Origin of the sequence: Acidovorax sp. (genome assembly GCF_046291265.1) — a bacterium.
In the GTDB taxonomy this organism is placed as follows: Bacteria; Pseudomonadota; Gammaproteobacteria; order Burkholderiales; family Burkholderiaceae_C; genus Acidovorax.
On sequence record NZ_JBKBTV010000123.1, the window covers coordinates 1 to 4,898 of the forward strand.

Here is a 4,898-nt window from a genome sequence, read left to right on the forward strand (position 1 = left end):
CCTGCAGGGCGGCGTCCAGCGACTGCATGCGTTCGCGTGCGCTGGCCAGCAGCTCCCAGCTGCTTTGCAGCATGCCGTTGTAGCGAAGCAGGGTTTCCTGCTCCAGTGCGGTTTGCAGCTGGGCCACCACGGTTTGCGCGTGCACCGCGCTGGCGTGGCGCATCTGCAGGTGGGCCCAGGCCTGGCGCGCCATGGAACGGCGCTCGCTGGCTGCGCGCAGCAAGGCGCTCTCGGCTTCGATCGCCCGCTCCAGCGGGTGGTCGCGCAGCAGCGGCAGGTCACCGATGTGGGGCGGGGTCGGCGTTGTACCCGGGCCCGGCATGGCCGCAATCGCTGTGTCCACCGCTGCGTTCCAGGCGGCTCGGCTGCCCGGGCTCACGGCGGTGAGTTCGCGCTGCGCCCGGGTCCGTTGCAGGCTCAGCAGAGGATGACCGCGCAGCACCGCAGACTCCAGCGTGGCTGGTGTGATGCCCTCGCCCGGTGTGGGCCGCGCCGGCACGGCGGGCAAGCTGGCCGGCAGGCGCTCGCCCAGCCGCGAGACCGCTTCCGCGTCCCACAGACCGAGCATCTGCGCCAGCCGCTCCTGCGCCACCAGCGCGGCCGCCTGGGCGTCCACGCTCGTTTGCCAGGCGCTGGCTTGGGTGAGCTGCTCGCGCATGAGCTTGGCCTGGCTCCAGTTGCCGGCCATCACCATGCGCCGGCCCAGCTCGCTGCCGGTGCGGGTGGCGTCCCACACCTCCCTTGCGTGGCGCCAGCTCTGGCGCGCGCTCACCGCGTCGATCCAGGTGCGCTGCACCTCGCGCACATGCTGGGCATATTCCACCTGCACGGCGGCTTTTTCCACTGCATTCGTGTCGGAACGGGTGAAGAGGTCGGGCCGCTGGCGCAGCGACAGCCGCAGGGCTTGCGCGAGGTCCAGCGCTGCCGGGCTGGCGTTGTCGCCTTGGGCGGGTGGCGTGTCGCCCGGGTTCTTCGCTTCCCAGCGCAGCAGGTCGACATGACCACGCGGAAACTCCGCCACACGCTCGTTGGCGCGCTGCCAGATCTCTTTCGCTTGGGCGAGGTCGACCGGGCGGTCCTGCGGGGCTGCCGAACCGGTGGGTGGCAGCACCAGCGCAATGCCGGTGGACGGGGCGTCGGGGTTGGCGGCCTGCAGCGCGCTGGACGTTTGTGCCAGCGCCGGCCAGCAGGTGACCGACAGGGCCAGGGCCAGCAGGTGGCCCGAGGTGCTCTTCAAAGGCGGTGACAACCGCCGAAAAACCATCATGGGAATCTCCTGAAATCACGAACCGTCGCCCGCTGACGCAGCCCCTTCGGGCCACAGCGGACGCACCTGTGGTGTGTGAACTCAGGAAATGGGTGGTTTGACGCTCCGCTGGGCCTCGCTGCTGGCGAACCGCTCGGCGGGCTGCGCGAGCTCGCTGTGAACCGCGGGTGGGGTCAGCACGTCCAGCACGCCCAGGGCCAGGGCGGGCAGGTTGCAGACATCGCAGGCACTGTGCTGGTGGTCTGCGCTGTCCGCTGTCGCGTGCTCGGCGCAGGCGCAGTGGGCGTCGCTCATGGCGTGTGGATCGGCATGGTCCGCACCGTGCCCGTGTATCGCCACGGCGGCGTGTGCGGGCTGGGCCAGCATCTCCACCGCCATGGCGTCGCCCACCCAGCCGCGCAGGGGCAGCAGGGCGATCATGAGGACGAGGAACCAGTGGCGCATGGATAGGAATGATACGGAGCGGTGCCGGTTGGTTCCATCACCGGCGCTGAATGCCGCGTTTTCAGGCGGGGCACTGCAGCACCAGGGCTTGCACCGGCTGGGTCAACCCGGCGTTGGTCACCACAAAGGCCACCCGCTGCATGGAGCCGGCGGGCAGGGTGAGCCGGGCACTGCCGCCCTGCGCGGCGGACCAGGGCGCCACCGGCTGGTACAGGCTCACCACGTGGTCGTGGCGCAGGTTCTCACCCGCGTTTTCACCGCGCGTGACCTTGCTCACCAGGCCGTCCTGCAGCACGGCCCAGTAGCCTGCCAGCTCACCTGCGGGCCCGGTGCCCGAGGTGGCCGCGATCTGCGCCGTGACCGTGTTGCCCTGGCGGCTCAGGCGCAGGGCCGGGGCGGCTGCGGCGGGCAGGCCCTCCAGACCGCTGGCGCTCTGGCCGTGCCAGTCGCGGTGGTCCCGCCCGTTGAGCACCACCTGCGGCGTATAGACGTACTTGCCGCGCAGCGCCTCCTTCAACCGGTACTGGCGCGCGGTGGTTTCCGGGGTGGCAAACGGGTCGCGCCAACCGAGGTGGTTCCAGTAGTTCACATGGAACGAGAGCGCCAGCACCTGGTCCTGGGTCTTGAGCGTGGAGAGCCAGCGATCGGCCGGCGGGCACGAACTGCAGCCCTCCGAGGTGTAGAGCTCCACCACGGCCGGTGGTCTTGGACCGGAGCGCACCTCGCAGGTCTGGGCAAGCGCAGACCCGGCGGCCAACAGGGTGCCGGCGAAGACAACGAGGTGGGACAGGGCGGTGGGCATGGCCATCTCCAAAGGTGGGAATGGCGGTTGGTCGGCCGCAGGGCCGTGGGCTTACAGCCGGGCCGACCGGAGGCGGGTGGCCTCAGCGCAGGTCGGGCGCCACGCCGAAGCGCACCGGTTGCGGCCCGGCCTCGGGCAGGGCCACGCGGGCGGTGGGCGAGGGCGTGGCCACGGTCGGTGGCAGCACCATGCCGCGCTCCCGCATCACGCTGCGCAGGCGGTCGGGGTGGTCGGTGATCAGGCCGTCCACGCCCCAATCGATGAGGCGCGCCATGTCGGCGGTCTCGTTCACTGTCCAGGGAATCACGCGCAGGCTGAGCGAGCGTGCTCGCGCCAGCGTGGCCTGGCTCAGGTCGTTGAAATGCGGCGACCAGAGCTTGCCGCCCGCGGCGGCCACCATGCCCGGCGCGTCCGCAAAATCCGCCAGCTTCAGGCCGGCGGTCCAGTGGCTGTCGTTCAGGGTGTTGCGGGACGACAGGAACGACAGCGGCAGGCCGGGCGCCATCGCCTGGCTGGCCTTGAGCACCCGCCAGTCGAAGCTCTGCAGGGTCGTGCGCGACGCCATGCCGTGGCTGTTGACGACAGCCGCCACCGCGCGCACAAAGGCGTCTGGGGCGGGTGACTCGTCGGGGCGTTTGGGGTTGAGCTTGAGTTCGATGTTGAAGCGCACGTGGCTCGCGCCCAGGCGCTTGATGCGTTCGAACACAGCGGCCAGGGTGGGGATGCGTTCACCATCCACGGAGGCCTGGTTGGCGAAGTCGCGCGCGTAGCGGCTGGAAGGGTTGATGCGGCCCACATCCAGGCTCGCGATTTCGTCCAGGCTCAGCTGGTTGAAGGGTTTGCCGCGCGCCTGCAACCACTTGCCGTTGGCGTCGCGCGTGATGTCGGGGTTGGGTGTGGTGTCGTGCGAGACCACGGGCACACCCTCGGCGCTGAGCACCACGTCGAATTCGAGTGTGGTGACTCCGATGAACAGCGCCTGTTCGATGCCGGCCAGTGTGTTCTCGGGCGCCAGGCCCCGGGCCCCGCGGTGGCCCTGCGCGTCAAAGGCCAGCGCTGCCCCGGCGCACCACACCGACAAACCCAGCGCCGTGGTGCAACTCCAGCGAAGCCAGGAGAGGCGTTGAACGGTGAACGGGGGTGGTGTGGACATGGGGGCCTCCTTGAGAACCCGCGCATTGTGTCAGCGCCACATGACCCTCACAAGTCAATAACCCCGCCTTCAAAAGAAGCCATATGAATCAATGGCCGAGGATCTTGGAGAGGAAGTCCCGGCTGCGTTCGTTCTGTGGGTTGTTGAAGAATTCGGTGGGCGTGTTCTGCTCCACGATCTGGCCCTGGTCCATGAAGATCACGCGGTCGGCCACGGCCTTGGCGAAGCCCATTTCGTGCGTCACGCAGATCATGGTGATGCCCAGGTTGGCCAATTCCACCATCACGTCGAGCACCTCCTTGATCATCTCCGGGTCGAGCGCCGAGGTGGGCTCGTCGAACAGCATGATCTTGGGCGTGAGGCACAGCGCGCGCGCGATCGCCACGCGCTGCTGCTGACCGCCCGAGAGCTGCAGCGGGTATTTGCCCGCCTGCTCGGCGATGCGCACGCGCTGCAGCTGCACCATGGCCTTTTCCTCGGCCTCCTTCTTGGGCATCTTGCCCACCCACATGGGCGAGAGCGTGAGGTTTTCCAGCACGGTCAGGTGCGGGAACAGGTTGAACTGCTGGAACACCATGCCCACGTTCTTGCGCACCTGATCAATCGCCTTGATGTCGTCGGTGAGCTCGATGCCGTCCACGAACAGGTGGCCCTGCTGGTGTTCTTCGAGTCGGTTGATGCAGCGGATCAGCGTGGACTTGCCCGAGCCGGAAGGGCCGCAGACCACGATGCGTTCGCCCTTGGCCACGTCGAGGTCGATGTCGCGCAGCACGTGGAAGTCGTTGCCGTACCACTTGTTGACTTTGTCGAAACGGATGATGGGATCGGACATGTTCGGGTTCCTTCAGCGGGCTTTGCTGGCACTGAGTTGTTTTTCGACCCACAGGCTGTAACGCGACATCGAGAAACAGAACGTGAAGTACACGAGGGTGATGAAGATGTAGGCCTCGATCTTGAACGGCCGCCAGTTCACGTCGGAGTTCAGCGCGAGGGCGAGCGCGCCGGTGAGCTCGTAGAGCGAGACGATGGTGACCAGCGAGGTGTCCTTGAACACCGAGATGAAGTTGTTCATCATGCTGGGCACCACCATGGCCAGGGCCTGCGGCAGCACGATCTTGCGCTGCGTCTGCCAGTAGGACAGGCCCAGTGTGTCGGCCGCTTCCAGTTGCCCTTTGGGAATGGCCTGCAAGCCGCCGCGGATGATCTCGGCCATGTAGGCCGCGGCAAACAGC

At 67.9% G+C, this 4,898-nt stretch carries 5 protein-coding genes and 1 pseudogene; all 6 read right to left on the reverse strand.

The genetic code is table 11. From position 1 onward, the window contains the following. Positions 1 to 1,267 (reverse strand): annotated as a pseudogene (locus ACK41V_RS23250) (hypothetical protein); the annotation flags it as partial. Between the two features lie 81 nt (positions 1,268 to 1,348). Then, positions 1,349 to 1,711: a hypothetical protein gene (locus tag ACK41V_RS23255; protein WP_409785990.1), complete on the reverse strand. Its 363-nt coding sequence runs from the start codon at positions 1,709 to 1,711 to the stop codon at positions 1,349 to 1,351. A 61-nt stretch (positions 1,712 to 1,772) separates the two neighbouring features. After that, a complete protein-coding gene (locus ACK41V_RS23260) occupies positions 1,773 to 2,513 on the reverse strand; it encodes a DUF1223 domain-containing protein (protein WP_409785992.1) in 741 nt (246 codons plus the stop codon). 82 nt (positions 2,514 to 2,595) lie between these two features. Next, positions 2,596 to 3,666: a glycerophosphodiester phosphodiesterase gene (locus tag ACK41V_RS23265; RefSeq protein WP_409785994.1), complete on the reverse strand. Its 1,071-nt coding sequence runs from the start codon at positions 3,664 to 3,666 to the stop codon at positions 2,596 to 2,598. 88 nt (positions 3,667 to 3,754) lie between these two features. Beyond that, a complete protein-coding gene (locus ACK41V_RS23270; RefSeq protein ID WP_409785996.1) occupies positions 3,755 to 4,498 on the reverse strand; it encodes an amino acid ABC transporter ATP-binding protein in 744 nt (247 codons plus the stop codon). A 12-nt stretch (positions 4,499 to 4,510) separates the two neighbouring features. Next, positions 4,511 to 4,898 (reverse strand): amino acid ABC transporter permease (locus ACK41V_RS23275; RefSeq protein WP_409785998.1); only part of this gene is annotated, 388 nt, incomplete at its 5' end.